The organism is Nitrospirota bacterium (genome assembly GCA_016219645.1).
Lineage (GTDB): Bacteria > Nitrospirota > Nitrospiria > Nitrospirales > Nitrospiraceae > Palsa-1315.
In genome coordinates this window covers 1-25,350 of record JACRLR010000021.1, presented here as the reverse complement: position 1 = coordinate 25,350, position 25,350 = coordinate 1, and the positions used below count along the sequence as shown (strand labels likewise).

At 55.4% G+C, this 25,350-nt stretch carries 31 protein-coding genes and 2 tRNA genes; 13 read left to right on the top strand and 20 right to left on the bottom strand.

The features are described from left to right. Window positions 1–21: 21 nt before the first annotated feature. From HZB34_10425 to gltX, 4 genes are all read right to left on the bottom strand, one after another. Window positions 22–2,439 carry a DEAD/DEAH box helicase family protein gene (locus HZB34_10425; GenBank protein MBI5316375.1) on the bottom strand — a complete coding sequence of 806 codons (2,418 nt, stop codon included), beginning with the start codon at window positions 2,437–2,439 and terminating at the stop codon, window positions 22–24. 358 nt (window positions 2,440–2,797) lie between these two features. Then, window positions 2,798–2,871 (bottom strand) — tRNA-Gln (locus tag HZB34_10420). Window positions 2,872–2,924: 53 nt separating this feature from the next. Further along, window positions 2,925–2,998 (bottom strand) — tRNA-Gln (locus HZB34_10415). Window positions 2,999–3,034: 36 nt separating this feature from the next. Further along, complete coding sequence (gene gltX, locus HZB34_10410) at window positions 3,035–4,456, bottom strand: glutamate--tRNA ligase (GenBank protein MBI5316374.1); 1,422 nt, start codon at window positions 4,454–4,456, stop codon at window positions 3,035–3,037. 125 nt (window positions 4,457–4,581) lie between these two features. Between gltX and HZB34_10405 the strand changes: the two genes are divergently transcribed. Then, window positions 4,582–5,286 carry an FAD-dependent oxidoreductase gene (locus tag HZB34_10405; protein ID MBI5316373.1) on the top strand — a complete coding sequence of 235 codons (705 nt, stop codon included), beginning with the start codon at window positions 4,582–4,584 and terminating at the stop codon, window positions 5,284–5,286. A 6-nt stretch (window positions 5,287–5,292) separates the two neighbouring features. On the opposite strand, the gene HZB34_10400 is transcribed toward HZB34_10405, so the two are convergent. Then, a complete protein-coding gene (locus HZB34_10400) occupies window positions 5,293–5,709 on the bottom strand; it encodes a 2Fe-2S iron-sulfur cluster binding domain-containing protein (protein MBI5316372.1) in 417 nt (138 codons plus the stop codon). Between the two features lie 164 nt (window positions 5,710–5,873). Between HZB34_10400 and HZB34_10395 the strand changes: the two genes are divergently transcribed. From HZB34_10395 to arfB, 9 genes are all read left to right on the top strand, one after another. Next, entirely contained in the window at window positions 5,874–6,308 is a 435-nt protein-coding gene (locus tag HZB34_10395) for an Rrf2 family transcriptional regulator (GenBank protein MBI5316371.1), read from the top strand. Beyond that, window positions 6,308–7,525: an IscS subfamily cysteine desulfurase gene (locus HZB34_10390; protein ID MBI5316370.1), complete on the top strand. Its 1,218-nt coding sequence runs from the start codon at window positions 6,308–6,310 to the stop codon at window positions 7,523–7,525. Before HZB34_10395 ends, HZB34_10390 begins: the two co-directional genes overlap by 1 nt. A 48-nt stretch (window positions 7,526–7,573) precedes the next feature. Beyond that, window positions 7,574–7,972: a Fe-S cluster assembly scaffold IscU gene (gene iscU, locus HZB34_10385; GenBank protein ID MBI5316369.1), complete on the top strand. Its 399-nt coding sequence runs from the start codon at window positions 7,574–7,576 to the stop codon at window positions 7,970–7,972. Between the two features lie 22 nt (window positions 7,973–7,994). Continuing rightward, entirely contained in the window at window positions 7,995–8,351 is a 357-nt protein-coding gene (locus HZB34_10380; GenBank protein MBI5316368.1) for an iron-sulfur cluster assembly accessory protein, read from the top strand. A 262-nt stretch (window positions 8,352–8,613) separates the two neighbouring features. Then, window positions 8,614–9,330 carry a Fe-S protein assembly co-chaperone HscB gene (gene hscB / locus HZB34_10375; GenBank protein ID MBI5316367.1) on the top strand — a complete coding sequence of 239 codons (717 nt, stop codon included), beginning with the start codon at window positions 8,614–8,616 and terminating at the stop codon, window positions 9,328–9,330. Window positions 9,331–9,338: 8 nt separating this feature from the next. Then, window positions 9,339–11,159 carry a molecular chaperone DnaK gene (gene dnaK, locus HZB34_10370; GenBank protein MBI5316366.1) on the top strand — a complete coding sequence of 607 codons (1,821 nt, stop codon included), beginning with the start codon at window positions 9,339–9,341 and terminating at the stop codon, window positions 11,157–11,159. A gap of 56 nt (window positions 11,160–11,215) precedes the next feature. Next, window positions 11,216–11,428, top strand: a complete 213-nt coding sequence (gene iscX / locus HZB34_10365; GenBank protein MBI5316365.1) for a Fe-S cluster assembly protein IscX — start codon at window positions 11,216–11,218, stop codon at window positions 11,426–11,428. A gap of 358 nt (window positions 11,429–11,786) precedes the next feature. Beyond that, entirely contained in the window at window positions 11,787–12,011 is a 225-nt protein-coding gene (locus HZB34_10360) for a hypothetical protein (GenBank protein MBI5316364.1), read from the top strand. Between the two features lie 124 nt (window positions 12,012–12,135). Then, complete coding sequence (gene arfB / locus HZB34_10355) at window positions 12,136–12,546, top strand: aminoacyl-tRNA hydrolase (protein ID MBI5316363.1); 411 nt, start codon at window positions 12,136–12,138, stop codon at window positions 12,544–12,546. Window positions 12,547–12,628: 82 nt separating this feature from the next. Here arfB and HZB34_10350 read toward each other — a convergent pair whose 3' ends face one another. After that, entirely contained in the window at window positions 12,629–13,408 is a 780-nt protein-coding gene (locus HZB34_10350; protein MBI5316362.1) for an enoyl-ACP reductase, read from the bottom strand. 409 nt (window positions 13,409–13,817) lie between these two features. Here HZB34_10350 and HZB34_10345 point away from each other — a divergent pair, with 409 nt between their 5' ends. Next, window positions 13,818–14,024, top strand: a complete 207-nt coding sequence (locus HZB34_10345; GenBank protein ID MBI5316361.1) for a hypothetical protein — start codon at window positions 13,818–13,820, stop codon at window positions 14,022–14,024. 73 nt (window positions 14,025–14,097) lie between these two features. Here HZB34_10345 and HZB34_10340 read toward each other — a convergent pair whose 3' ends face one another. The 12 genes from HZB34_10340 to HZB34_10285 form a co-directional block, all read right to left on the bottom strand. Continuing rightward, a complete protein-coding gene (locus tag HZB34_10340) occupies window positions 14,098–14,613 on the bottom strand; it encodes an NUDIX hydrolase (GenBank protein MBI5316360.1) in 516 nt (171 codons plus the stop codon). A 90-nt stretch (window positions 14,614–14,703) separates the two neighbouring features. Further along, window positions 14,704–15,804: a glycine cleavage system aminomethyltransferase GcvT gene (gene gcvT / locus HZB34_10335; GenBank protein MBI5316359.1), complete on the bottom strand. Its 1,101-nt coding sequence runs from the start codon at window positions 15,802–15,804 to the stop codon at window positions 14,704–14,706. A gap of 8 nt (window positions 15,805–15,812) precedes the next feature. Next, entirely contained in the window at window positions 15,813–16,181 is a 369-nt protein-coding gene (locus tag HZB34_10330) for an FKBP-type peptidyl-prolyl cis-trans isomerase (GenBank protein MBI5316358.1), read from the bottom strand. A gap of 37 nt (window positions 16,182–16,218) precedes the next feature. After that, the gene (locus HZB34_10325; GenBank protein MBI5316357.1) at window positions 16,219–17,421 is read right to left on the bottom strand and encodes an FIST C-terminal domain-containing protein; all 1,203 of its coding nucleotides are present in this window, start codon (window positions 17,419–17,421) and stop codon (window positions 16,219–16,221) included. A gap of 56 nt (window positions 17,422–17,477) precedes the next feature. Continuing rightward, a complete protein-coding gene (locus tag HZB34_10320; GenBank protein MBI5316356.1) occupies window positions 17,478–17,705 on the bottom strand; it encodes a hypothetical protein in 228 nt (75 codons plus the stop codon). Window positions 17,706–17,809: 104 nt separating this feature from the next. Next, window positions 17,810–18,976, bottom strand: a complete 1,167-nt coding sequence (locus HZB34_10315) for a P1 family peptidase (protein MBI5316355.1) — start codon at window positions 18,974–18,976, stop codon at window positions 17,810–17,812. A gap of 22 nt (window positions 18,977–18,998) precedes the next feature. After that, window positions 18,999–20,396: an MBL fold metallo-hydrolase gene (locus tag HZB34_10310; protein ID MBI5316354.1), complete on the bottom strand. Its 1,398-nt coding sequence runs from the start codon at window positions 20,394–20,396 to the stop codon at window positions 18,999–19,001. Next, window positions 20,393–21,241, bottom strand: coding sequence for a TIGR00730 family Rossman fold protein (locus HZB34_10305; protein ID MBI5316353.1), 849 nt, complete (start codon window positions 21,239–21,241; stop codon window positions 20,393–20,395). Before HZB34_10305 ends, HZB34_10310 begins: the two co-directional genes overlap by 4 nt. Window positions 21,242–21,297: 56 nt before the next feature. Continuing rightward, window positions 21,298–21,735: a hypothetical protein gene (locus HZB34_10300; GenBank protein MBI5316352.1), complete on the bottom strand. Its 438-nt coding sequence runs from the start codon at window positions 21,733–21,735 to the stop codon at window positions 21,298–21,300. 1 nt (window position 21,736) lies between these two features. Continuing rightward, window positions 21,737–22,129, bottom strand: coding sequence for an outer membrane protein assembly factor BamE (gene bamE, locus HZB34_10295; GenBank protein ID MBI5316351.1), 393 nt, complete (start codon window positions 22,127–22,129; stop codon window positions 21,737–21,739). Window positions 22,130–22,143: 14 nt separating this feature from the next. Continuing rightward, window positions 22,144–22,665: a GNAT family N-acetyltransferase gene (locus tag HZB34_10290; GenBank protein ID MBI5316350.1), complete on the bottom strand. Its 522-nt coding sequence runs from the start codon at window positions 22,663–22,665 to the stop codon at window positions 22,144–22,146. 5 nt (window positions 22,666–22,670) lie between these two features. Then, window positions 22,671–23,288 (bottom strand): DUF502 domain-containing protein, encoded by a 618-nt coding sequence (locus HZB34_10285; protein MBI5316349.1) that lies wholly within the window; start codon window positions 23,286–23,288, stop codon window positions 22,671–22,673. Between the two features lie 158 nt (window positions 23,289–23,446). On the opposite strand from HZB34_10285, the gene HZB34_10280 reads away from it, so the two are divergent. Continuing rightward, window positions 23,447–23,737: a hypothetical protein gene (locus HZB34_10280; GenBank protein ID MBI5316348.1), complete on the top strand. Its 291-nt coding sequence runs from the start codon at window positions 23,447–23,449 to the stop codon at window positions 23,735–23,737. A gap of 451 nt (window positions 23,738–24,188) precedes the next feature. Here HZB34_10280 and HZB34_10275 read toward each other — a convergent pair whose 3' ends face one another. Beyond that, window positions 24,189–24,560 carry a hypothetical protein gene (locus HZB34_10275; protein ID MBI5316347.1) on the bottom strand — a complete coding sequence of 124 codons (372 nt, stop codon included), beginning with the start codon at window positions 24,558–24,560 and terminating at the stop codon, window positions 24,189–24,191. A gap of 93 nt (window positions 24,561–24,653) precedes the next feature. On the opposite strand from HZB34_10275, the gene HZB34_10270 reads away from it, so the two are divergent. After that, the gene (locus tag HZB34_10270) at window positions 24,654–24,896 is read left to right on the top strand and encodes a hypothetical protein (GenBank protein ID MBI5316346.1); all 243 of its coding nucleotides are present in this window, start codon (window positions 24,654–24,656) and stop codon (window positions 24,894–24,896) included. Between the two features lie 279 nt (window positions 24,897–25,175). On the opposite strand, the gene HZB34_10265 is transcribed toward HZB34_10270, so the two are convergent. After that, a partial coding sequence (locus tag HZB34_10265) for a nitrate oxidoreductase subunit beta (GenBank protein ID MBI5316345.1) occupies window positions 25,176–25,350 on the bottom strand: 175 nt, incomplete at its 5' end.

Below are 25,350 nucleotides of genomic sequence, written 5' to 3'. Positions count from 1 at the left end.
AACCCGTTTCAAATTAGCTTCTCATTGAGGAGGGCCAGATGATAATTGCGATCCGCCTAACACACTTTGCCGAACGAGTGTGGATTGACGCAAGGCCTCGAAGACTTTTTCTCGATCCTCAAATCGGGCCAGAGCAGAGACGCCGCCTAGCTGGTTGAACTGGCTGGCAGTAAAGAGTGTCATGTCCCCGGCCAGGAAGCGCCGGAGTGCCGTTGAATCTTCGGCCAGAAGTTGCGCTGTGGCGTCCACCCATTTCTGCTCGCTGTAACGGAGATTGAACCGAGCCGCGATGGAATCCACGGTATCGGTAATTATGGCTTCGCGCGTGGGCAACGGCTTGCGACCCAGCGCATTATAAACGAAGGCCGGTGTGGTTGCAGGGACGCCGTAGGAGACGATGAGCTTGTCCGGCGAGTAATACATTTCCGGACGATGGTAGAACCGTTCGTTGAGGATGGTTTCGATGGCGTCGTCGTCCTCGGCTTCAACGGCTGCTTTGAGCGCGGGTGTCTTCTCGACGAACTCCTTAATGTCGCGCTCGTAGCCACCACGGAAGGTCATGATGTCCACCTTCTCGCCATTGGGCCCGACGATACGGACTTCTTGGCTGACAATGGTGTCTATGCCTTCCCATGTTGGAATCGTACGGGCCGGTCTGTCCCGTGGAAAATCCTCCGGTTGACCTTCTGCGGCCACACTGTTGCCGCCATCGACGTGCACATACGAGGCAGTTGCGACGGATGGCTTCTTTTCACGGGGAACCTTCAACGGCAACGAGTAGTCGTATTCTTCCTCGAAGTATTCCGCGACTGCGCAGAAATCGAGAAGGAAGAAGCACGACTTCTCATAGGCTGTGTGGCCTATTGTGAACGTATAGAGTCTGGTCCCCCGGCCTTTGATCTGAATATATTCCGTCGGCGAGAAGACCGGGCGAAAGAGGCCGATATTGAGCAGGTCGCGGCAGTTGTAGCCGGTGGAGAGCATGTCCACGGATACCGCGATGCGCTCTGCGCGTTTGCCGTCGCGGAACTCTTTGGCCAGCACCGACGCCTCAGGAATGCGTGACGTGATGGTCAGCGCGATACCGGGCTGCAGTTCGTTGAAGATCTTCGTGAGGTTGGTCGCATGCGTCTGGTTCACAGCGAAGACGATGGATTTGCCAATAGCTCCAGCGGGATCTTTCTGCGCTTCCTTGAGAAAAGTTTCACACATGAGGCGATTGCGGGCTGGTGTAAAAATCTTCTTTTCCAAATCCTGGATTTTGAAGTTCTCGTCTTGTTCATTGACAACGACCGCCCAGCCGGATTCGGCGAGTGCTTTCGTGGTGATGTCTGAGCGGAGATCGAAAATCTTCGGCAGGCAGAGGAAGGGGCCTTCTGGGTCCTTCACGGCGTCGATGATGTCGTAGCGGTACGTCGGGAAGCCGGGCTTGCAACCGAAGTAGTGATAGGTGTCGCGTAACTGACGAGCTTCCAGGGCCTGGGGGTTCTCTTCGGCCAATTGCTCCATGTTGATGTTCTTAAGATAGGCCTTGGGTGTCGCCGTAAGACCGATGCGAGTGGCCTGAAAAAATTGCACAACTTCGCGGGCATCGCCATAGATGGATCTGTGGGCTTCATCGTTGATGACAAGGTCGAAGTAGAACGGCGTGAACTCTTCGCGGTAGCGGCGGTCAGTCATGAGCGATTGAATGGTGGCCACGACCACCGAGGCACCCAGAAGTTCGCCCGTGCGGCGGGCTGTCTTGTAGATCACCGGCTTGAACTCCGGTAGGACGACGGCGAAGTCTTCAATGGTCTGCTTTGCGAGTTCAATACGGTCCACGATGAACAGAACACGCTCGGCATTGCGGCTCATGAGAAACCGTCGGATAAGTGCGGCACAGAGCAATGTTTTTCCAGTGCCGGTGGCCATTTCAAGGAGGAATTTGCGGAGACCTTTGGTATCGAACAGCCGGGCGATCTCGTCCATCGCTCGAATCTGGTAGCGCCTCAGCTTGAGGTCATGCTTTAAGTGGCGGAGATAGTCGGGTGTGATGATTTCACTTTCGAGCGGCCGCGGCGGTTGAAGGTTCTTTAATCGGACTCGTTCGAGATCTTCCCGCGATGGCAAACGCTCGATACGGTAGGCGTCTCTCTGGTCGGCCCGCTCATAATTCCAAAACCAATGCTCGCGGCCGTTGGACAGAATGATAAAAGGGGCGTTGAGATTTTCGGCGTAACCGCGTGCCTGCTCCTTGGCGTCGTAGGGATCGAGCCCTTCGCGCTTCGCTTCGAGGACACAGAGCACCCGGCCAAGGCTGTCCTTGAGCAGGTAGTCCGCTCGCCCGTTCCCTGTATGCAATTCGAATTGGACTTGCTGGGGCTTCAGCAAATCCCACCCGCTGAACTCTAAAGCTTTGTCGATGAGGATGCGGGAGAAGGCTTCAGGTTGGCTCATTGTCGTGGTCAGACTAGCTTTATGACTTGAATGAATGCCGCCGAAGGATATCCTTTTCCCTCCAAGAAATCACGCTCATCTACTGGGATGCCTTTGGGGTTCGCGCACATGGCCGGAGGAGCGAGGCATCCACCGAGGCTGAGCTGGGAAGGAAAGCTGGAACTGACCAAAGCAACACGGTCGAAGACCGTGGCTGCGGGAATTCCAGAAGGCTTCCACCCGGCGAAGCCCGGAAGGATCGCTCCGGGAGGTCTGTGCGCGAAGCCCGAAGGCATCCCTCTGGGGACTACCAGGTGCGAAGGGTTGGGAGACAAAAAGCAGACGTGGCGTAGGTTGTAGATCGCGGATTGTGAGAAAGTGGCTGGGGGACTAGGAATCGAACCTAGGTAGCCGGCTCCAAAGGCCGGCGTCCTACCGCTAGACGATCCCCCAGCGCGGTACGAAACAGAGGCATAGTTCTGAGAGTACGGGCGGGAAAGATTATTTGGCTGGGGGACTAGGAATCGAACCTAGGTAGTCAGATCCAGAGACTGACGTCCTACCTCTAGACGATCCCCCAACCGACGCTCAACCTAATATACGATCGCTCACTCCGTCAAGCCTGACCGGAATAGGCGCGCTCAATCCCAGCTCGAAGCCGAGCCAATGTTCTATCTCTTCCAAGTACCTCCATCACTTCGAACAGGCCAGGGCTGGCTGTGCGACCGGTGAGCGCCACGCGAACCGGCTGGGCCAGCTGTCCCATCTTGATTGCCTCCTCCTCAACCAGCGTCTTGAAGGCCTCCTCCCATTCCTGCTTGGAGAAAGACGGAATGGTCTCGAACCGCTTCAACAATTTGCCTAGCATCGGAGCTATCGCCGGCGTCAAGAATTTCTTGGCAGCTTCCTCCTCGAACATGACCGCTTCGCCGAAATACGGCTTCACCCACTCGACCATCTCGACCAGCGTCTTCGCCCGTTCCTTGACCAACACAACCAGCTGTGCGAGCCAGTTTTGCGAGACAGCGGAGACCTCGGCTTTCAGGCCTGCATTTTCTAACAGAGGAACGAGCGCCTGAGCCACTTGGCGTGGAGGGCTTGTTTTGATGTATTCGGCATTCAACCACAAGAGTTTGTCAGGATTGAATACCGCTGCCGATGTCTGCACGCTTTTCCAAGAAAACTTTTCGATCAGCTCTTGACGGGTGAAGAGTTCCTGGTCGCCGTACGACCACCCAAGCCGGGCCAGATAGTTCACTATCGCATCGGAGAGGTAGCCCATGTCTTTGTATGCCATGATCGAGGTCGCCCCGTGACGTTTAGAAAGTCTGGCCTTGTCCGAGCCCAAGATCATCGGCAGGTGCCCGAACTGAGGAACTGAAAACCCAAGCGCACCGAAGATCGGAATCTGCCTCGGCGTGTTGGTCAGGTGATCGTCTCCCCGCACCACGTGGGTAATGTTCATCAGCCCATCATCAACCACGACTGAAAAGTTGTACGTCGGGTAGCCGTTCGACCGGAGAATGATCAGGTCGTCCTGAACGCGATTATCGAACTGGATCTTGCCCTTGATCAGATCGTCGACTATGGTCTCTCCATCTTGTGGAGACTTGAAGCGCAGCGCCGCATCGCCGGTCGGATTCGTCAGGCCACGATCACGACAGCGGCCGTCGTATTTGGGCGACAGCCCCTTGGCCTCGGCCTCCTTACGCCGCGCCTCGAGCTCTTCCGCTTTGCATACGCACCAGTACGCGTCACCTTGTTCCAAAAGCTTCATCGCATGGCTGCGATAGAGGTCTATACGCTCGGTTTGACGGAAAGGCCCCTCGTCCCAATCGAGTCCAACCCATGTCATTCCTTCGATAATGGCTTGGATCGATTCATCGGTGGAACGACCCTGATCAGTATCTTCGATGCGGAGGATGAACACGCCCTTCTGCTGGCGGGCGAAGAGCCAGTTGAACAGCGCGGTGCGGACACCGCCGATGTGGAGAAAGCCGGTTGGGCTTGGCGCGAATCTGACTCTGACCTGACTCATGACTCTGTTCCTGTATAATCGTAGAAATGGCCGGTATCTATAGCATGCAGCAAAAAGTGTTGTACAGAATCCCTGACCTTCCTTCCGCACCGCCCTTCTGATAAGAGATCTATCGGGAGATCGTCATGGCAGAATTCACTCAGCAGGCCACGGTCCTGTCGGTCACCGATCTCACACCCCACGTCCGTCAGCTTGTTGTGCTTCCTCAGACACAGAACATCGCCTTCCAGCCTGGTCAGTGGGTGTCTTTGAAGCTGCCTGTCGGCGCGAAGCCTCCCCTCAATCGCGCCTATTCCATGGCAGCCCCCGGTACGACTACCGGCGAACTGACCCTGGTGTTTGATCGCGTGGTCGGAGGGCTGGGCTCCGGCTTTCTCTATCAACTCAAACCCGGTGACAGGGTACCACTCTCCGGGCCCTATGGAAATTTCACCGTTCCAGAGCCGCTCGACCGGGAGCTCTTGCTCATTGCACGTTACACCGGTCTCGTTCCTATACGCTGCATATTGAAACAACTCTATTCCCAGCGACAGACCGGGTCCGTCTTGTTGATTGCTGTGGCCCCTGCAGAAGACGAATTCCTGTTTCATCAGGAATTACTCACGCTGGCTGTGACCAATCCCGGGCTCCGGTATTTGCCTCTGGTCGCTGCCGGCGGTGAACAGCAAGGGGTCGATCTCACACTGTCGATGCTCCGCCCCTTGATCGAAGACGCGCCGAAAGTGATTCCCATGCTGTGCGGGACGAAGGCTTTTGTGCGTCCGTTGCGCGCCTATTTCGTCCAGACTGGGTACGACCGAAAAGAAGTGAAGGTCGAAACGTATGACTGAAGAAAGTCAATGGCCTTCCTTAACGAGGTTCTTATTGACCGCCGGAATCTCGACAAGAATATCCTTGGTCCCGTTTGGCACACATTGGCAACCGAGCCGTGATTGCAGCGTCGTCATCGGCGCTTCTTCCAACTGATCGAATTCATCATCCGTCCCCTCGTTACAACTCTCAAGGCCCTGCTTCACGATGACGTGGCAGGTTGAACAGGCGCAAACCCCGCCGCAGACATGTTCTAAGGCTACTCCATTTCCCATCGCCACATCCAGAAGGCTCCCAGGGAGCCCCGTCGGGCCATAGGGGATTTTTGCCGGGTCGACTTCGACCTTCGTGACTATGCCGTCGGGGGCAATAAAGGTGACCGTATAGGCTGTCCGAGGAAGCTCATAATCAGCTTTTTCAATATAAGGATTGGTTCCGCCCATGTATCTGGTCCTTTCTCAGCCTACTGAGGTCTTGCTGTTGACAGCTTAGAAATGTGCATGCTATTCTTAGTCCGACCTTATTGATCGGAGATCATTATAGTCTCCGACTGTTATGATCGGCAATAGCAATGTTAAAGATTTCGAAAAAAGCAGACTACGCACTCATGGCACTTCAGCACATCGCGACTGTTCAGTTCGGCGACGTGATGCCTGGACGTGTCGTGAATACGAAGGAGATCGCGGAGGAGTACAACATCCCCCTCGAACTGCTGGCCAAAGTGCTCCAAACCCTCGCCAAGAACGGACTGATTGAAAGTCATAATGGTCCCAAGGGCGGCTACGTGCTGGCCCGACGTGCACACCAGATTACAATCGCCCAGATTCTCGAAAGCATCGAGGGCCCCTTGGGTATCACCGATTGTTCTCATGAGAAGGATGGGGAACTCTGTATGCAGCGGGAAAATTGCCATATCCGCACACCGCTCTTGAAGGTCCAGGACAGTATCGCTCAATTACTCAATAGTATGACCCTGCAAGACATGATGGGTGGCACACCCCTCATTACAATCCAGTCTCCCACGGCACAAGGAGTTGAATGATGAAACTGCCGATTTTTTTGGACAACCATTCCACGACACCGGTAGATCCGCGCGTATTGGAAACCATGCTCCCTTACTTCTCCGAGAAGTTCGGGAACGCGGCCAGCCGTAACCATGCTTTCGGGTGGGCTGCAGAGGAGGCCGTCGAAAACGCACGGAAACAGATCGCGAAACTGATCAAGGCCGATCCAAAAGAGATCGTCTTTACGAGCGGCGCCACCGAATCGGATAATCTCGCGATCAAGGGCGTGCTGGACATGTACAAGGAGAAGGGCGACCACATTATTACATCGTCCACCGAACACCGGGCAGTGCTCGATACAGTCAAATCGTTAGAGGGCAGAGGGAAAGCATCAGCGACCTATCTCCCCGTCGATAAATTCGGGATGGTGAATCCCGAGGATGTGCGGAAAGCCATTACAGAGAAGACCATCCTCATTTCCGTCATGCTGGCAAACAACGAAATCGGCACGATCAATCCCGTCAAGGAGATCGGTAAAATTGCCAAGGAAAAGGGCATCCTTTTTCACTGCGATGCGACGCAGGGTGTCGGCAAGATCCCGGTCGATGTCCAGGATATGGGCATCGATCTGATGTCGTTCGCCGCCCACAAGATGTATGGGCCCAAGGGGGTCGGGGCGCTCTACGTGAGAAAGAAAAATCCTCGAGTTCGCATCGTCGCGCAAATGGACGGCGGCGGGCATGAGCGCGGCATGCGTTCCGGGACGCTTCCGGTGCCCTTAATCGTGGGATTCGGTAAGGCCTGTGAAATTTGCGAGCAGGAGATGGCCAAGGAGGCTGCCCGGTTGACTGCGATGCGCAATCGGCTGGAGGCCAGTATCATGGCGGCACTCGAAGAAAGCTATCTGAACGGCCATCCGACCAACCGGCTCCCCGGCAACCTCAATATCTCCTTTGCCTATGTGGAAGGTGAATCCTTGCTGATGGGTATGAAGGATATCGCCCTCTCGTCCGGTTCTGCCTGTACCTCGTCCACCTTGGAACCTTCATACGTGCTCCGTGCGTTAGGTGTCGGGACGGAGTTGGCACATTCCTCGATCCGCTTCGGTCTTGGCCGTTTCAATACGGACGAGGAGATTGACTATACGATCAAGAAGGTTATTGAGGTCGTGACCAAGCTTCGCGAGATGTCCCCGCTGTACGAGATGGCAAAAGAAGGCGTCGATCTGAAATCAGTCCGGTGGGCCGCGCACTAGCGGCAATTGAAAATTTGCAATTGTAAATTATAAATTTCGGAGGTAACCATGGCTTACAGTGATAAAGTCGTCGATCATTTCAATAACCCACGTAACATGGGGAGCTTCAAGAAGGACGAGGAGGGTGTCGGAACCGGCATGGTCGGAGCCCCGGAGTGCGGCGACGTCATGAAGCTCCAGATCAAGGTGCAGAACGATACGATCGTCGATGCAAAGTTCAAAACCTTCGGCTGCGGATCGGCGATCGCCAGTTCGAGCCTTGCCACTGAGTGGTTGAAGGGCAAAACGATCGAGGAAGCCCAGCAGATCAAGAACACCGACATCGTGCAGGAGTTGAATCTGCCGCCCGTAAAAATCCATTGCTCCGTGCTGGCCGAGGATGCCATCAAGGCCGCCCTCGCGGATTACCAGAAAAAGTCCGACGGAGAACTCACCGGGGCGAAGTAACGTCAACGAAGGGAGCGCACCGATGGACACAACGAACGCAGAAACCCAGGCTCCTGTGATCACCCTCAGCGAGGCGGCGCTGAAGGAGGTGAAACGCCTCATCAACGTGCAGGGTATCACTGAAGGGGGGCTCCGCCTCGGCGTCAAGGGCGGCGGTTGCTCAGGGCTCAGCTATACGATCACCTTCGATGAAAAGATCGGCCAGCATGACCAAGTCCATGACTTTGACGGAGTGAAAGTCATTGTCGATGCCAAGAGCGCTATCTATCTTCAAGGCACGCAGTTAGACTTCCAAAAAGACCTGATGGGCGGGAACTTCAAATTCGTGAATCCGAACGCGGAAAAGACCTGCGGCTGCGGGGAGTCCTTCTCGGCATAGGAGCCTGTCCGACATTGCCCTTCGTGACGAGGCAAAGGAGGTGCGACTAGATGCGAGACCGCAGGGCTGGAAAAACCGGAGGCGTATTCACTGGGATACGTTGAGGATTTTTTCAGGCCGAGAACGACGCAGATGGTTGCAGATCGTTTGCCGTAGTAGAAGGGGCAATGTCGGACAGGCTCCCAGAATTGCCAGCAGAGCATCGCAACCGTCCACGGGCATGGCAGGCTGCCGTGCCCGTCTCGTCAGAAGAGGTAACGGAATGGATCATCAGCACACCCACAGTGAAAGCCCTCGTGAGCTACAGATGGCTCGCAGCATGTGCTGGCACTGCCAATCTGAAATGTCCGGTGAATATTTCTGTGATCGTTGCGTCAAGGTCCAGCCGGTGTCGAAGGAACTCGATTATTTTACCTGCCTGGGCATCCCGCGCCGCCTCACGATCGATCAACCCCAGCTAGAAGCCAGATTCTACGAACTGAGCCGCGCGTTTCATCCTGATTTTTATCAGAACAAGAGCGCTGCCGAACAGACCATCAGCCTGGGCAATTCAGCCCTGTTGAATACCGCGTACCGAACGCTCCGTGACCCGATCGAACGGGCTGAGTATCTTCTCGATCTTGAAGCAGGATCGGTGAAACAGATCAGGAATTCTCCTCCCGCCGACCTCTTTGAAGAAATTCTTGAACTCCAAGATACATTGAATGAGTATCGAGCCGCTGACCGAGCGTCAGAAAGAGAGTCGACGCTCTGCGCGAAGCTCAAATTGGAACGGGACATGCTTGAACAGCGGCAACGTGACATGGAGGCCGCCCTCCAGCAGCTCTTTGTCGAGTGGGACGCACTCCAAGATCGCGGCGAGGCGACCAGCCAGGCGAGGACCGAGCGCGACCGGATACTGAAACAGATGCGCGAAAATCTATCCAACCGTACCTACGTCAAGAACATCGTGAGCGATCTCGTCTCAACCATCGGATAATCACCGCCATGGCAGGCATCGTCGGCATCGATCTCGGCACGACCAATTCGTTGGTTGCCTACATGGACAAGGGAACCCCGCGCGTGATCGCAGGGCGGAACGAGCGCACTATGGTGCCATCCGTCGTGGCCATGACCGACAACGGGCTGATCGTCGGCGATCCGGCGAAAGAACACTTGACCCGTAGCCCGGAACGGACCGTCTACTCCGTGAAGCGATTTATGGGAAAGAGTCTTGAGGACGTACAGGGCGAGCTGGCCTATTTTCCCTACCACATGACGGAACAGGGCGGAGTCATCCGGATCAAGCTCGGTGAGAAAACCTATTCGCCGCCGCAGATCTCGGCCATGATCCTGAAGGAACTGAAGCAACGGGCCGAGGCGCATCTCGGGGAAAGTATTACCAAGGCTGTCATCACAGTCCCTGCCTATTTCAACGATAGCCAACGGCAAGCGACGAAGGATGCGGGCATGATTGCCGGGCTCGAGGTGTTACGAATTATCAATGAACCGACCGCAGCCTCCTTGGCCTATGGGCTTCAGCAAAAAACTCAGGGCACGATTGCCGTGTACGACCTTGGCGGCGGGACCTTCGACATTTCGATTCTGAAACTTAAGGACGGGATTTTCGAAGTCTTGGCTACGAACGGCGACACGCATCTGGGCGGGGACGACTTCGACCAGCTGATCGCCGATCTGTTCATCAAAGAAATTCTAGAACGACATGGCCTCGATCTCCGGGCCTACCCCGATCATATGCAGGCCGTCCGTTTGGAAGCCGAGCGGGCAAAGATTCGACTGTCCGATGAACTGAAAACGACGGCAACTCTCGACCTGCCAGACGGCAAAGGAAGATTTAGCAGAGAGCTGACGAGAGATCAGGTCGAATCCTTGACGATGGCCCTGATCGAACGCACCCTGGCTCCTTGCCGCAAAGCGCTCAAGGATGCAGAACTCACTCCCGCGCACATCGATGAAGTAGTGCTTGTCGGCGGGTCCACACGCATGCCGCTCGTGCGGCAACGTGTTCAAGAATTATTCGGGAAAACACCGCACTGCGAGCTCAATCCTGACGAAGTCGTCGCCCTCGGCGCAGCGGTACAGGCCGATATCTTGAGCGGCGGCACTACCGACATGCTGTTACTGGACGTCACCCCTTTATCACTCGGTATCGAAACCATGGGCGGGGTGATGAGCAGCGTCATCCGACGAAATACGACCATTCCAGCTGGCGCCAAAGAGATGTTCACGACCTATGTAGACGGCCAGACCGGTGTGGACATTCACATTCTACAAGGCGAGCGCGAGCTAGCGAAAGACAATCGGAGCCTGGCGCGATTCAGGCTCAAGGTGCCACCTTTGCCCGCCGGTGTGCCACGTATCGAAGTCACGTTCTTGATCGATGCAAACGGCATCCTCAACGTCCTGGCGAAGGACATGCGGACGGGACAAAGCCAGTCTATCGAGGTCAAGCCCTCCTACGGTTTGTCGGACGGTGAAGTAGAGCAAATGATCGAAGATTCATTCAAGTTTGCCTCGGATGATATTTCCGCCCGCAAGTTAATTGAAGCGCGGCTGGACGCCGGTGCATTGATCACGACGACGGAGAAATCCCTCCTGGAGGGAGGCCATCTCATCGCATCGGACAACATTGCCGCCACTCGTGCCGCACTGGCAGCGTTGTCCACGGCCAAAGACGGCACGGATCCTCGCGCCATCCGTGCACGGATGGCGGATCTCGAACAGGCCGCAAAGCCTCTGACCGTTGCACTCTTGAACGATTCGCTCACGAAAGGGTTGCAGGGGAAAAAGGTTTCAGAGGTCACATAGCGACGATCCCGTACCGATGCCGTGGTCAACTTACGACGGGAGCATGAGGAGTGGATATGGATCTGAAGTGGCAGAATGCAGAAGATGTCGCAATCCGTTTAGTCGAAGAACATCCGGAAACGGACCCCTTAACCGTTCGATTTACCGATATGCATGCCTGGATCGTGGCACTCCCTGACTTCAAGGACGATCCGAAAAAATCGAATGAAAAAATCCTGGAAGCGATTCAGATGGCTTGGCACGAGGAATATCAAGACTCGAAGTCCTAACTCAGGCAAACCCCTCTCCTCAAATCAATTCCGAGGCCCTTTGCTTCTCTTGTGGTGGTGCCTTCCCTGGAATACTTCCACGATCGAATGGTGGAAAGAGCCCCCGATAAAAAATGCTCCTAGGCTCCAGAAGTCGTTTTTCCCGATTGTGCTTGTCTCCACACCTGTGGTTCTGCAGCCCACAAGGAGCTCTAACCCATAAACCATTGTAATAATAGTGAATTGATCCTGATCCGATGTGTCAGGCGAGGAGATCTCTCTCTGTAGAGGCAGTTCCCACCCTTCCTTTGGGGCATTGCGGAACAAGAGGGGATTCGGTGATAAAGGAGTCTGATTATTGTTGCATGAGGCCCTTCCCATGTCGAAAATCCTGAATTTAAGTGAGAACACCACTGACGAGGATTTAAGGCATTTGACGACGTTGCTGCTCTATCATCTGGTAGAAAAAAGCGGGGGGCAGGTTCAATTCAAGTTAGAGGACGCCCATCGGGTTCGTGAGAGCCTGACCACCAAGATGGTGCAGATGCAGGTCGGAGATGAGATACGGTTGAGAATTATCAATCGCCTGCCGGAACTTTCCTGACAATCCCCAGAGGGCTACGTTTCCTCCTCACAAAACCACAGCGGACTTTCTTTCTTCCATCAATGTTGGGGATGCCATAACCGGCTCGCTTGTCGCCAAGAGCATGGTGTGAAAGAATGTTCATATGTTATACATCTCACCCCACGTCGCCATCCCCGATTCTGAAATCGACATCCATGCGATGCGCTCTCAGGGTGCAGGCGGGCAGAATGTGAACAAAGTCTCGTCTGCGATTCATTTGCAGTTCGACATTGCCGCCTCGTCGTTGCCACAGTTTTACAAGGAAGAGCTGCTGAAATTGAAGGATAACCGCATTTCAGAAGAAGGGGTGATCACCATCAAAGCCCAGCAGTATCGGAGCCAGGAGCAGAATCGAGAGGATGCGCTCACTCGACTGCGTGAGCTCATTCAACGCATAGCCATCCCACGCAAGAAGCGAAAGGCGACGAAGCCGACGAAGGGATCGAAGCAACGGCGGTTGGAGAGCAAGACCAAGCGCGGGAAACTGAAAATCCTCAGGCGAACACTTGAGTAACCATCGCGCCTGAAGCGTCGCTCGTATCTCGTCTCTCGCAGGACAACGCCTGCGCTTCACGCTTCACGAGATACGCTTCACGTCAGTCCGCTGATGCGAGTGAGCCTAAGATATGATACCCGCCATCGACGTAGATCACTTCCCCGGTAATTCCACGTCCTAGCGGACTGATCAAGAACAACGCCGTGTCGCCGACTTCGCCTTGTTCCGTTGCACGGCGGAGAGGCGCAAATTCCCGGTGGTGATCCACCATCTTGCTGATTCCGGAAACTCCGCGGGCAGCGAGAGTCTTGATGGGACCGGCGGAGATCGCATTCACCCGGATGTTCTTGGGGCCGAGGTCATGCGCCAGATAGCGAACGGTGGCTTCGAGCGCGGCTTTGGCTACCCCCATGACATTGTAATGGGGCACGACCCGTTCAGCACCGAGGTAGGTCAAGGTAACGACCGAACCGCCCTCAGCCATCAACGGCATCATGGCTCTGGTCACAGCCACGAGGGAATAGGCGCTCACGTCGAGTGCTGTGGCAAACCCTTGCCGCGTGGTATTCACGAACTGCCCCGTGAGTTCTTCACGTGGGGCGAATGCGATGGAGTGAATAAGAAAGTCGATCCTGCCGGTTTCCTGTTCTACGCTCCGCACTAATGCGGAGATTTGCGAGTCGTCTCCCACGTCGCAGGGAAAAGCCTTCGCGCCAGGCAAGGTGGCGACCAGCTCTTCGACATTCTCCCTGAGCCGTTCGTTCTGGTAATTGAACAAGAGCTGAGCGCCCTGACCTGCCGCCGATTGTGCGATAGCCCAAGCAATGCTGTGCTTGTTGGCGACACCAATGATCAGTCCCTTTTTGCCTTCGAGTAGCATGGATTTCAATTCCCCTGGTCTAACAGGATGTTGCCACGATCCGCCGACGTCGTTCACCTCGCGTACGACAACCGATGGGCCCCGAGACGGATACGCACTAGCCCTCTGCCAGGCAGGGAAGATAGCACGATTTCCGGACTTGTTCCAGAAAGGACAGTCGAATTCCTGAAGGGGACTGAAACAGAAACAGAGAGGTATTGTACTGGGGCGGTTTAGTATGGGCTCAACCATTCTGCCACAGAAAAACGAAGGCCAAGCCATCCATAGGCAGGCGGTGAACATATGTAATACGTTGATAGATTTACATATTTGCAATCTCAACTAATCGGCATAATGCTTGCTTGGGTTACAGGTCTTAGTACAGATGGTCGGTACAATCTTCCAAACCCTAAACAAGGAGAGATCTATTATGAAGAGCATTTTGATGGCGATCATGGCAGTCGCAGTGGCAGTGACGTTCAGCGCTCCAGCCTTCGCCGGTGAGGAGAAGAAGAAGGACGAGAAGGGCGGCAAGTACGTCGAGACCTACGGCGACGAGAAGAAGAAGGATGAGAAGGGTGGCAAGTACGTTGACACCTTCGGCGAAGAGAAGAAGAAGGAAGAGAAGGGCAAGTAATCCCTTTTCTTTGGCGAGGCTGTAAGCTTGAGGGGGCTCCTACCTAGAGTGGGAGCCCCCTCTGGCTTTTCTCCTATCGACGGCTAAGGCTCAGATACACCGCTTGTAATCCCACGATCGACTTCGCATCTCTGATCGCTCCAGTCTCGATCATCCTGATCGCTTCCTGTAGAGGCAGCTCGATTACTTCGAGGACCTCATCGCGATCGAGCTGTTGTCGACCGGACGTCAGTTCTGTCGCCTTGTAGATGTGAATCACCTCGTCAGTGAAGCCCGGTGCCGTAAAGATGCTGGAGAGGAGATCGAACCTGCCGGCTCGATATCCGACTTCTTCTTCCAGTTCGCGTGCCGCGCAGACAGTGGGATCTTCCCCCGGGTGAAGCTTTCCCGCAGGAATTTCATAGATGAACCCTCCGGCCGCGTGGCGGAATTGCCTGATCAAGATGACCCTGCCATCCTCCTTCAGCGGCACCACCGCGGAAGCTCCCGGATGGCGCACGACTTCCAAGTCGACCGTGTGGCCGTTGGGCAGCGTGACGGTGTCGACGTTCAAGTTCACGACGATGCCCGTGTAGATGTGTTTGGTCATTTCATTTCGTAAGGGGTTAGGCGTTAGGCGTCAGGGGTGTCAATAAATACAACCTTCTCCCCACTCGTCTTACGCCTGACGCTTCACGCCTCACGATTTTTTGCGCTTATAGAACGGCGGCTTCACAATGAATGCCGGAAGGCTCTTGCCACGGATCTCGATCAGGATCGATGTGCCGGGCTCTGCATAGCGCAGCGGCACATAGCCCAACCCGATACCCTTCTGGAGGAGCGGCGAGAGGTTGCCGCTCGTGACCTCGCCGATCGGATGGAAAGCCGTAGGATCGAGGATTCTAAATCCGTGGCGAGGCACGGCCTTCTCAACGAGCTCGAAGGCTACGAAACGGCGAGGCACTCCGGACTGTTTCTGCGCCAGAAGCGCTTGCCTACCGATGAACTCACCTTTCTGAACACTGACGGTCCAGTCCGCATTGGCTTCAAACGGGGTCGTAGCTTCATCCATATCGTTGCCATAGAGCAGATAGCCCATTTCCAACCGGAGAAGATCCCTCGCGCCGAGCCCGGCTGGTTTAACTCCCCAAACCTTCCCCCTGTCGATGAGCAGGTCCCAGAGGCGACCGACCTTGTTCGAGTCGATATAAATTTCATAGCCGAGTTCTCCGGTGTAGCCGGTTCGGGCCAGCAAGCAAGACAGGCCGCCGATCGTGCCATCACATGTGTGATGGAGCTTCAGCCCTTCGAGCGCCGTCGCACCAAGGCTGATCAGCACTTGGCGAGAACTTGGGCCTTGAACAGCCACCTGGGACAATTCGACCGACCGATCTTCGAGGCGAACCGTCTTGTCCTGGGCAAGCTGTGATTGCAGCCATAACAGGATCTTCTCGCGATTCGAGGCATTCACGCACAAGAGAAACTCGTCCGCTGAGAGCCGATAGAGGAAGATGTCGTCTTTGATGCCGCCCTTCTCGTTACAGACCATGGAATACTGGGCTTGAGAGACGGCGAGTTTTCCGACATCGTTGGTGGTGACTCGTTGGAGAAAGGAGACAGCACCGGGTCCGGCGATCCGTACCCGCCCCATATGGCTCACATCGAAGAGCCCGGCATGGGAACGGACTGTATGGTATTCATCCACGACACCGCTGTATTGGATGGGCATCTCCCATCCGGCAAAGTCGACGAGTTTGGCGCCACAAGCTTGATGGTGCGTGATCAGCGGGGTCTGGTGCATCACAGGGTTCACAGACCAAGCAGTTCAACGTCAAAAATCAACGTCGCATGCGGGGGAATGACACCACCGGCTCCCTGCGCGCCATAACCAAGCTTGGAAGGAATGGTCAGTTTTCTCTTCCCTCCCACTTTCATGCCCTTGACACCCTCGTCCCATCCCTTGATGACTCGTCCAGCTCCCAGAGGAAAGGAAAAAGGTTGCCCTCGGTCGACGGAACTGTCGAACTTCTTCCCATTTTCTAGCCAGCCGGTGTAATGCACGGTGACGGTCTGTCCCGCCTCGGCAGTCGCGCCTGTTCCAATCACGAGATCGATATACTGCAACCCCGACGCTGTCGTAACTTCATTTCCCTTCGCACCTGCTTCTTGAAATGGCATGATGACTCCTTTCGAAAACTCTATGCACGGGCTGCTCTCACCGATGTGCCTTGCGAGGGTCAGGCTCCGAGAAAATGACCACACTCGCCGTGTAGCCATGCAGGAAGTTCCGCCCTCCGACAGGGCCGATCTCGCCTTGGGCAAAGAATCCTGCCGCGGGGATGGGGCCGAGCCGCTCTTGCACGGCTCCACTATCGTGATGGGGTCGACCGAAGAGCCCCTCACCGCGCCCGCAACAACTGAACAGAAGGGCCCCGAGAGGGGGATGTCTGTGCGTCGCTCGATCCGTCGCCAGGAGGAGGTGCAAGTCATCGCTTGCAGACTGTGCGTCACGGAGGTGGAACTGGACGGTTTGGCCCTCCTGCACAACGTCCCCGATCGCGACGGCTCCGGTCTGTTGATCCGCTCCGATGAGATTCCGAACAAGGAAGTCGCCCCTCTCGAAATGGCTTCCCTGCTCCTCGATCGCAATGCCCAGATGCAATGCCCTGTGCGCATTGCGGCGGTGGGACCCTTCCAGCGATTCAAAGACATCTTGTAGTTTGGTCAAGGCCGCAACGCCGCCGAGCTCATAAATGAGGTTCTGCTCTGCCCTGGTGACCACAAACCGTTCGCCGATCGGGCGACAGCCTTGCGAGGTGACGGTTCGGACCGTGATCGGTCCTGTGAGTTGCACGCCAACCACGCCTCCGTCGAAGCTCTGATCATTGAGGAGCAGTCGATTCTCCCCCGCATCCTGTCCTCCACCGGCGAGCCCCCCGCCGACTGTGCACCGGGGGTACCGGTCGGTTATGAGGGATAGGACTTCCTGCATCGGTGTTGAAAAGGGATCACCGAGGAGGAGAAAGGTCGAATCTTCAAGCCCCGGCTCCGGCCATCCCTGCAGACGAATCTGGTCTTGCAGATGAGACACGGAGAGCTGAAGGGGAGTCAGGGTGACATCGGGAAGGCACGCGACCCAGAGGGTAAGGGCTGCAGCGGTTTCAATCTCTTCAGAGCCGGCGATGACACCTTCCCCGGAACAACCCAGACAGACCTTCGCCCTCAGCTCTCTCTGGAGCATGGTCGAAATTTCTGAGATGTTGGAGGCATGGTGGGGGGAGAAGAAGAGGAAGGCCAGATCGATAGGGGCTGTACCGATCTGCATCCGTATGGAGTCCGCGAGCTCGCTGGATGCAGCTCTCGTATCGGTCATGCGAGAGAGCGCGGTTGCAAATTGAAGCGTGGCCGGAGAAGTCATGCTTGTGGATTGCTTCGTCACGGTATGAACCTATGGCCCCGTTGGTCGTTGATACCTTAAACTCCTGGATCCATTCGTTCTGGGCGATCCTTCGCCAGCTTCTTATAGTATCGCCACATATAGGAGTGGTAGTCGTCGAGTTGCGCCAGGAGATAATGCAGCTCTGCAGGATCTTCCGTCTCCAGGGCATGAACCATGCGCGATTCCAAGAACTCGGCAAAGGCATGGGTTTTCCCCAACACAGTTATGAGACTCAAGCCGCCACCGAGTTGATACCCGCTCATAGTCATCCTCCAGATGCAAAAGAGTCGCGAGAGAATAGCGAGGCACGAGAGGAAAATGCAAGTCGGGGAATACTCTATTTCACTGGCGGCTGACTCTCTACACGTTATCGTGTGCGCTGATCAAGAATCGCGCGGAGTTTCGCGAGTGAGATCGCCTCGGCACGATGACCGTCGCGGCCCACGACTGTCGTCGCCATGGTCAGCGCATTGAGAATAGCTTCTTCCGTGGCTTCGACTGTCGCCGCGATCATTGGATTCAAGTGCGTATCGGCAAGATGCGCCTGCTGAAACGTCGGCTCCTTGGGATAGTGGGGAATGATATTCGCTGTGGAAAACGCGAGCATGAAGTCTCCGCTGCCATGGCGCGCTGTTGAACCGGTACGTGCAAGGCCTAAGGCGGCACGCTTCGCCAATCGTGTGAGCTGACGTCCATCGAGCGGCGCATCCGTCGCGATCACCACCACGATGGATCCTTCGCTCTGGCCCGGCCGGAGGACTTCTGCCACCGGTTGAGATGCCTCATAGAGTTTCCCAACCGGCATACCTCCGACGACGAGTTCCGGTCTCCGGCCATGGTTGGCATTCACCAGAACCCCGACGGTATAGCCCCCATCTTTCTCTGACAACCGCCGCGAGGCAGTTCCGATGCCACCTTTAAACCCATAGGAGACCATCCCAGTCCCTGCTCCGACTGTACCTTCCTTCACTGGGCCACCCACCGCATGATCGAGCGCAGCCATAACATCCTGCTCAGACACGTGACGGCCTTGAATATCGCTCAGCCGGCCGTCGTCGCATTCGGCAACCACCGGAGTCAGCGTATCGTCATCGATGCCGATCTCCGGATACTGTTTGATCATCCAGCTCATGACACCGTTCGCCACGCGCGGCACATTGAGCGTATTCGTAAGCGCAATCGGGTATTCCAGAAAGCCGGATTCTGCAACCCAGGCCAGCCCAGTCATCTCTCCCGTACCATTCAACACGAAGGCTCCTGCTGGGACTTTCTTGTGCCACACATCGTCACGCGGGATGATGACGGTCACCCCCGTTCGCACCGGCCCTTGGCCCGGTTTCAATGCGCCCTCACCGGAGATGAGGGTTATCTGCCCGACTTTCACGCCCGCGACATCGGTAAGGGCGTTCAGAGGGCCGGCAGGATAGGAACCAATCACAATGCCCAGATCACGAGCACGCTGCCTCGGTTCTTGACCATCCCCTGCATTGGCCGAGAAACCACACACAAGAGCGAAGCACAGCACTGCCAACATGAGGGCGGTCGCCGTCACACGTTCAGACTTCATGCAGGGATCCATAATGAGGGACTGTCACGTCGATGCCGGGATGTTCCGCTCGGATCGCAGCGGCCAGCGAGAGAGCCTGCTTCTCTTCACCGTGCACGAGGAAGATCTTGCCCGGTAGTGGGTCGATGGCTCGCACATAGGCCAGGAGATCGTTGCGATCCGCATGGGCTGAGAGCCCATTGAACTTGACGATCTTCGCCCGGCGTGGTGTAGGCACGCCGAAGATCGGGACGACATCCCACCCTTCGACAAGTTTGCGTCCAAGGGTATGCTCAGCTTGAAATCCCACGAAGACAATGACGTTCGCTTCATCTTGAATGGCGTGCTTGAGATGGTGGACAACACGGCCGCCCTCACACATCCCCGAAGCGGAAATGATGACACAGGGCCCCTTTATGCTGTTGAGGCGCTTGCTGTCTTCCGACGACGAGACAAAACGGATATAGCGGGAAGCGAAGAGGTCGTTGGATGAAGCGAATGTCTTGGTGGTTTCTTCGTCGTAGCATTCCGGGTGGCGACGAAACACTTCGGTGGCCCTTCCGGCCAGGGGCGAATCTATATAGATGGGAATGGGATCGACGCGGCCTTCCCCGACAAGCTCCTTGATCCGCATGATAAGTTCTTGGGTCCGCCCCACGGCGAAGGCCGGGACGATGATCTTGCTCTTATGGAGCTTTGCATGGGCAAGGAGGTCTTGCGCCTTCTTCTTCATCTCTTCGCCGGCCTGTTCATGAAGCCGATCTCCATAGGTCGATTCGAGGATCAGCACGTCGCAGGGTGGTGCCGGTTCAGGATCGCGAAGAATAGGCATGTTAAAGCGGCCGAGGTCTCCGCTAAATACGACAGTGGTGGTATTACCTCGGGCCGTGTATTTCATTCGAATGGCCGCCGATCCCAAGATATGGCCGGCATCCTGAAATGAGGCGGTGATCCGAGGGGCAAGCTTCAGATTGTCGGCATACCTGACGCCTTCGAAACGACGGATGATTGTCCTCACATCGTCGCTGTCGTAAAACGGGCGGACACAGGCTCTTCCACGTCGCGTTTCCTGCTTATTCACGTACCGGCAGTCGTTTTCCTGAACCCGGGCCGAGTCTTCGAGCATGATGCTGGTCAAATCCGCGGATGCGCGGGTGAGATAGACCTTGCCGGAGAACCCGTGGCGAGGCAGGACAGGCAGGGCGCCGGAATGATCGATATGGGCGTGAGAGAGCAGGACGGCTCCCAGTGATTTGGGATCAAATCCGAGGTCTCGGTTTTGCCGGACAGCATCTTCTCGTCGTCCTTGAAAAAGTCCGCAGTCCAGCAGGAGTTTGAAGCCCGGCACTTCCACCATATGGCGGCTTCCCGTCACCGATCGCGCCGCTCCGTGGAAGGAGAGTTTCACGATGAGGATACTCCGTTGCGGCGCGCGATCAGATCCCAGGTTTCCTGGGCCGTCTCAGCATAGTGAAACAGTTGAAGATCCTGCTGGGCGATGAGCCCGTTCTCGACGAGCCATTGCCAGTTAATCAGGCGCTCCCAAAAATCCCGTCCGATCAGTACGACCATCACATTTTCGGTCTTGCCTGTTTGGAGAAGTGTCAGCGTCTCGAACAGCTCATCGAGCGTACCGAATCCTCCGGGAAAGGCAACCAACGCCTTGGCACGGATTAAAAAGTGCATTTTCCTAATGGCAAAATAGCGAAACTGAAAACTCAACTCCGGTGTAATATACGCGTTGGGGTGCTGTTCGTGAGGGAGGGTGATATTGAGGCCGATAGATTTTGCATTCACGTCCGCCGCCCCTCGATTGGCGGCCTCCATAATACCGGGCCCTCCGCCGGTCACAATGACGTAGTCGCAGCGGCCATCGACTTGGCAGGTTGACGACACCAGACTGCCGAATTCACGCGCCACGTCATAATATTTTGAGAGGGCAAGTTGTCGCTGCGAAATCGTCACCCTTTGCCGATTCGTTGGATCGTCTGGGTTTTGAAGGGCCTCCACTTCGGCCATATGAAGGGCATGCTTCGCGGCGGCTGGTTCTTGTAGCCGCGAACTCCCGAAGACGACGATGGTCGATCGGATCCCCTGTTCACACTGAATCAACTCCGGCTTCAACAGTTCGATCCCGATGCGGAGGGGGCGGAGTTCGTCCCGCTGGAGAAACTCTGTGTCGCGATCGGCAGGAATGTAGGAGGAGGATTCAGCGGCAGGATTGATGGCATCCGGATCAGATGGAGGATTCATGCGGCGATTATAAAGAGATTAGAGAGGCCCGGCAATTCTGGATAGGACACCGCATTTTAGAATGGCCAGAACCAGATGACCGGCTCATCCTTAGCTCGTCGGGAGAATCCGTAGGCGCGCACGGTCCACTGAGGATCGAACACCACCTGGAATTGTTCAGGCTTCACTCCGGTCTTGCTCAAAGCCATCCTCGGTGAAATCGGGGAATAGGGCAAGAACAGGCGAGTGATGGCGCCGAAGTCAACAGACGCGGATTTGGTATCACTCCAATAATAGAGCGCCACGAACCCGAAATCGGATTCAGTCACCTCATCCGGGGCTCCGATGTGATCGGCCAATTCGCGTATCGTTGTCTGCCCGACACGAACAAAATTGACCTGTTCCGAGGTTATGACGTCGTTAAGCTTTGCTCGGCGGACGGTACATCCCGCGCAAAGAAGGAAGATGCAGAGAGTGCCAACGATCAATTTGATCAAGTCGAAACGTGCCGCCACGTTAATCACCAAAGGGCCACAGTTTGAATTCTGTGCGGCCAGTGCGTTTGCCGTAGACGACTTCTTCGGCTATCCCGTTTCTGTTGAAAAATACATAGAGGTTATCGCTCTTGACATCCATGCGGATGAAATTCAGTATTAAAAGGATCATCGCCGGCGATTTCCCGTCATAGTAATAGTAGTGAAAGATCTCACGATCGTTGCCTCGGACAATCCGATCCGGGGCACCGATCATTGAAACGACTTCTTCCATGGTCGTCGTGCCTTTCTTGATGGCTGATATGGCGTCGTCTTGAAGCGGCTCGCCGACCGTTCCTCTGGTCACGATACAACCTTGAGTCAGAGCCAGTACCAGGATGACGATGATACCGGCCAGCGGTCTGAGAAGTAACACGAGTCCTCCTTTTGCTAAGCTTCGTTTGGACGATCCTCTAAACCCTTTAGAGATGAGAGAACAAAATCTGTTTCAAACATGGCGTAGGATGACGGGGTGAGTCCCACTTTTCGGTACACTTCCTGCGCAGTGTTATTGCGCCTTTCGACGTACAGACGGACCCCGCAGACGTTAGGCCTTGTCCTGGCAGCGGCTAACACGCTTTCGTGCATCCGGCGAAAGACCCCCTGACAGCGCCAAGCTGGAGCTACGTAGACGCTTTGGATCCACCAAAATGCTCCATTCCGCCAATCGCTCCATTCATATGTGACCATCAGCTGCCCAAGGAGTTGTCGGTTGTCGCCCTGCCCCTGTTCTGCGACGATGAAAAATCCCTGGGCGGGATTCTCGATCAGGGCGGTGGTCCCAAGATGCAGGCGGTCAAGATCAAGGCAGCGGCCTTCTGTTTCAAGAGCCATGGCTGCACTGAAAGACTCGATCGTCGCCGCATCTTCTGGCTTGGCAAGTCGAACGTTGAGTTGATCGAGGGCTGGCATGAAGTTTAGGCCGGTGACTTTGGGGGTTGCAACCATCCGGATTCTGGCTTGTACAGACCAGCGGTGCACTCCATCTTAATGGCTTCCTCCGGGGGCAGGTTGATCGGGCGTACCTGTGGCTGAGGAACAAGTGCCAGGAAACCGGTAAACGGATGGATGGCTGTCGGCACAAAGACCATGAGCAAGCGCGCTGGTGGTGCGACTTGGAGGGACGGCGGCGCAGCTCCCATCACAAATCCGATCGCCCAGAGACCGTCTCGAGGAAAGGGAAAGGCCACCACGGTGCTGCGCCCGAATCGAGAACGGAAATTCAGGAGATCGGTCATCCCCTTGAGGGTGCTGTAGACACTACGCACCAGCGGAACATGCTCGATCCATCGTTCTGTCCCTGAGATTACACGTTGTCCGATTACATGGGTTGCGATGGCGCCGACAATTACGACAATGAGCAGAAACAAGACGAAGCTGACTCCTGGACCCTGCTGAGCTCCGATGTCCCACGGAAGGTCGTGAATCAAATCGTTGAGCGCGTGAAATAGGGTGGAAAAGATCAAGAACGTCGCCCAGGCCGGCAGAAGGACTAATAATCCGGCCAAGGAGTACTTCCATAAGGTCTTTGACATCTCTACCCACTTCCTCCTATCAAGCCGATGCGGCAAGGTGTGTACTGTAGCAGAAACCGCCGATCGAAAGGGGGTCTGTTCGTAAGACTTGATCTCTGTGAGTTCGGTAATTTATTGTATACCTGTTCAGCCCGATAGATTCACAGAAGGGGGATGTTATGGCGGAACGAACGGAAGAAAGGCGCCCGGTCAATATCGACAAGGATCTTCTCGCCATACTCTGTTGCCCCGATACGAAACAGGATGTAAGCCTGGCGGATAGTTCGCTGATTGCCAAGTTGAACGAGGCCGTGAGCCTTGGGCAATTGAAAAATAAGGCGAATAAGCCGGTCACCGAGCCTCTGGATGGAGGTTTGATCAGAAGCGACCGGAAGATTCTGTATCCTATTCGAGAAGACATTCCTGTCATGCTCATCGAAGAAGGAATCCCCTTGGAAGGGGTGATCTAGGGCTCGAGGTCGAAGCTCTAAGTTGCGTCAATCGTCGCTAGGACAGTACCACAGCGAGCGACATTGCCTATTGGTTGTCGGTCTTGGAACCTGTCGATGTCCCACATTGCTGGCAGAGATATTCATAGAGATTCCCGGTCGGGAGTACGAGCAGCAATCGCTGCCTCGTTGGAGTCGCCACTCGGCAGGTTGGACAATAGAGCAGCGAGGCGTTCAACGATCTGAATTGATCCGGCGTCTCTGAGGGATCTGGTCTTGGCCGTCGAGCAGCTCTGGAGAATAGACCGGGTGGTTTACGCGGGAGGCCTGACATAAAAGACTTTTACGTAGATACAGCAGTGACCGCCACTGTCCAGATTCGACCGACTCTCCTATATATGGTAAGGTTCAGCCATGCGTCAAGAGGATCGACGGCTACATTGTACGGGAAGCCCTGCTCAAGACGAGAGGGTTACACCGCCGGCGTCTTGGCTGACTCAATGTCCGTAGCTGTGATCAGGCTAGACAAGTAATCCGCGACAAAATTGAGAGCCTCCTCTCGACCGTCTGCACGACGGCCCTTCTCTCGTCGTTGGACCGACAATTCGTGATCGAGATCGGATTTGACTTCCGTGAGAACCCGCTGGAGGGAAGAAGGGGTCAAGTTCGCATCCATGTCTTCGAGCTCCTGGCAGCGATCAAGCACCCAATTTAACCCTTCGATCCGCCCCGCGTAATGTTCCTGCTCAGCGGTGTCAATCCGTGACATCGTGGTCGCAAAGGTTTGGGCTTCGTAAATGAGATTATAGAAGCTCGTCACTGCTCGTTGTAAAGTTGGATTCATGTCGCTCCTTTAGACAAATTGGTCACCAATGGATTATACATGAGAATGCCCCGACGACAAGGAAAAAATGTTGGGCTAGGTGAATAGGAGAGAATGAAACTCGTTCATGAAGCCATAATAGAGCGGAGCGAAATCCTTGAGGCTCTCGGGGCTCGTTTCTTTAAGACGTTTAAAGAAAAGCACCTGCGCTCGGGGGTTGATCTGTTCCAGGAGCTGACCCAATTGAGCCATGGTATAACTGCTGGCTGGAACGCTGAGGACATAGTGTACGAGGCGTTCGACGAATTGCTGCGCGATATACTCGCTGGAAAGGTAGCCTTCGGGGAGTTTCCCTGAAGCCAGAAACTCATCGAAGGGTATGGCTTGCGCGGCGAACGGGATCGGTGGTGGTTGGGGAGAGGTCACGCCGGTGATACCCCAGCTTGTGATGGAAGAGTAGGCTGATACTTGAACAACTCTACTGAACCCCCTAGCGCGCGTCAAGTGTGCAGAAGAGATAGGATAGCAGAGCCTGAGCCGAAAGACTAGTGAAGGTATAGGAGGTTTTGGGTTATACGGAAGGGGCGGAGCTCAGAAGGAACTCCGCCCCCTGTGAAGCCACGGTCTCGCTGAGGTTTAGAGCCAGTTGACGCGCTCGGCGGGCCGAATATAAATCGGCTCCTCCACCTGAATCCGCGCCACTTCCTTGCCCGACTTATTGAACCCCAGCACCGTATCGTTGTACATCTCAAACCGTTTCCCGTGAATCTGGGTCTCAAAGACCTTCGGCCCCGGAATCACATCGTACCGG

Excerpts from the sequence above, each read along its gene's own strand:
- HZB34_10320 (MBI5316356.1), bottom strand. The coding sequence starts at position 17,705 with ATGAGCGGGTATCAACTCGGTGGCGGCTTGAGTCTCATAACTGTGTTG.
- hscB (MBI5316367.1), top strand. The coding sequence starts at position 8,614 with ATGGATCATCAGCACACCCACAGTGAAAGCCCTCGTGAGCTACAGATG.
- HZB34_10325 (MBI5316357.1), bottom strand. The coding sequence starts at position 17,421 with ATGACTTCTCCGGCCACGCTTCAATTTGCAACCGCGCTCTCTCGCATG.
- dnaK (MBI5316366.1), top strand. The coding sequence starts at position 9,339 with ATGGCAGGCATCGTCGGCATCGATCTCGGCACGACCAATTCGTTGGTT.
- HZB34_10285 (MBI5316349.1), bottom strand. The coding sequence starts at position 23,288 with ATGTCAAAGACCTTATGGAAGTACTCCTTGGCCGGATTATTAGTCCTT.
- HZB34_10390 (MBI5316370.1), top strand. The coding sequence starts at position 6,308 with ATGAAACTGCCGATTTTTTTGGACAACCATTCCACGACACCGGTAGAT.
- HZB34_10315 (MBI5316355.1), bottom strand. The coding sequence starts at position 18,976 with ATGTTGGCAGTGCTGTGCTTCGCTCTTGTGTGTGGTTTCTCGGCCAAT.
- iscU (MBI5316369.1), top strand. The coding sequence starts at position 7,574 with ATGGCTTACAGTGATAAAGTCGTCGATCATTTCAATAACCCACGTAAC.
- gcvT (MBI5316359.1), bottom strand. The coding sequence starts at position 15,804 with ATGCACCAGACCCCGCTGATCACGCACCATCAAGCTTGTGGCGCCAAA.
- HZB34_10345 (MBI5316361.1), top strand. The coding sequence starts at position 13,818 with ATGAAGAGCATTTTGATGGCGATCATGGCAGTCGCAGTGGCAGTGACG.
- HZB34_10290 (MBI5316350.1), bottom strand. The coding sequence starts at position 22,665 with ATGCCAGCCCTCGATCAACTCAACGTTCGACTTGCCAAGCCAGAAGAT.
- arfB (MBI5316363.1), top strand. The coding sequence starts at position 12,136 with ATGTTATACATCTCACCCCACGTCGCCATCCCCGATTCTGAAATCGAC.
- HZB34_10395 (MBI5316371.1), top strand. The coding sequence starts at position 5,874 with ATGGCACTTCAGCACATCGCGACTGTTCAGTTCGGCGACGTGATGCCT.
- HZB34_10340 (MBI5316360.1), bottom strand. The coding sequence starts at position 14,613 with ATGACCAAACACATCTACACGGGCATCGTCGTGAACTTGAACGTCGAC.
- HZB34_10275 (MBI5316347.1), bottom strand. The coding sequence starts at position 24,560 with ATGAATCCAACTTTACAACGAGCAGTGACGAGCTTCTATAATCTCATT.
- HZB34_10380 (MBI5316368.1), top strand. The coding sequence starts at position 7,995 with ATGGACACAACGAACGCAGAAACCCAGGCTCCTGTGATCACCCTCAGC.
- iscX (MBI5316365.1), top strand. The coding sequence starts at position 11,216 with ATGGATCTGAAGTGGCAGAATGCAGAAGATGTCGCAATCCGTTTAGTC.
- HZB34_10330 (MBI5316358.1), bottom strand. The coding sequence starts at position 16,181 with ATGCCATTTCAAGAAGCAGGTGCGAAGGGAAATGAAGTTACGACAGCG.
- HZB34_10350 (MBI5316362.1), bottom strand. The coding sequence starts at position 13,408 with ATGCTACTCGAAGGCAAAAAGGGACTGATCATTGGTGTCGCCAACAAG.
- HZB34_10280 (MBI5316348.1), top strand. The coding sequence starts at position 23,447 with ATGGCGGAACGAACGGAAGAAAGGCGCCCGGTCAATATCGACAAGGAT.
- HZB34_10400 (MBI5316372.1), bottom strand. The coding sequence starts at position 5,709 with ATGGGCGGAACCAATCCTTATATTGAAAAAGCTGATTATGAGCTTCCT.
- HZB34_10360 (MBI5316364.1), top strand. The coding sequence starts at position 11,787 with ATGTCGAAAATCCTGAATTTAAGTGAGAACACCACTGACGAGGATTTA.
- HZB34_10405 (MBI5316373.1), top strand. The coding sequence starts at position 4,582 with ATGGCAGAATTCACTCAGCAGGCCACGGTCCTGTCGGTCACCGATCTC.
- HZB34_10270 (MBI5316346.1), top strand. The coding sequence starts at position 24,654 with ATGAAACTCGTTCATGAAGCCATAATAGAGCGGAGCGAAATCCTTGAG.
- gltX (MBI5316374.1), bottom strand. The coding sequence starts at position 4,456 with ATGAGTCAGGTCAGAGTCAGATTCGCGCCAAGCCCAACCGGCTTTCTC.
- HZB34_10425 (MBI5316375.1), bottom strand. The coding sequence starts at position 2,439 with ATGAGCCAACCTGAAGCCTTCTCCCGCATCCTCATCGACAAAGCTTTA.
- HZB34_10305 (MBI5316353.1), bottom strand. The coding sequence starts at position 21,241 with ATGAATCCTCCATCTGATCCGGATGCCATCAATCCTGCCGCTGAATCC.